Origin of the sequence: Paraburkholderia sp. SIMBA_054, from assembly GCF_046534875.1 — a bacterium.
Classification (GTDB): Bacteria; Pseudomonadota; Gammaproteobacteria; order Burkholderiales; family Burkholderiaceae; genus Paraburkholderia; species Paraburkholderia hospita.
The window spans coordinates 1-347 of the sequence record NZ_JAWRXV010000394.1 but is presented as its reverse complement, the minus strand read 5'-3'; the positions used below and the strand labels follow the sequence as shown (position 1 = coordinate 347).

Here is a 347-nt window from a genome sequence, read left to right as displayed (position 1 = left end):
GTCAGATGCGCCGGGCTCGTCGCCTGCATGACGACCACGCTGCGCCCCTTGGTGCCCGGCTGCTGGAAGCCGAACAGCGCGGCGAGCGCGCCGTCCTGCTCGAGCTGCGCGCTACCGCCGGCGACGGGCGCGCCGTTACGCCAGTGCTCCTTGACCGAGAACGACGCGCGCACGGTGCCACTCGGTGCGCCTGAGCCGCCCGCGCCGCCGGCCGCGCCTTGCAGCGCGCCGAGCGTCAGCGGCAGCGCCGCTTGCCAAGGCGTTTGCGCAAGCACGCCGGGCGAGCCGCCGACGAACAGCATGTCCTTCGTTTGCGCGAGCGACGCAACCGCCGCGGGTCGAATCAC

Annotated in this window: 1 protein-coding gene; it reads right to left on the bottom strand. The window is 73.8% G+C overall.

What is annotated here, in order from left to right:
- Positions 1-347: cellulose biosynthesis cyclic di-GMP-binding regulatory protein BcsB (locus tag SB822_RS55630; protein ID WP_410858914.1), on the bottom strand; the 347-nt coding region annotated here is incomplete at both ends.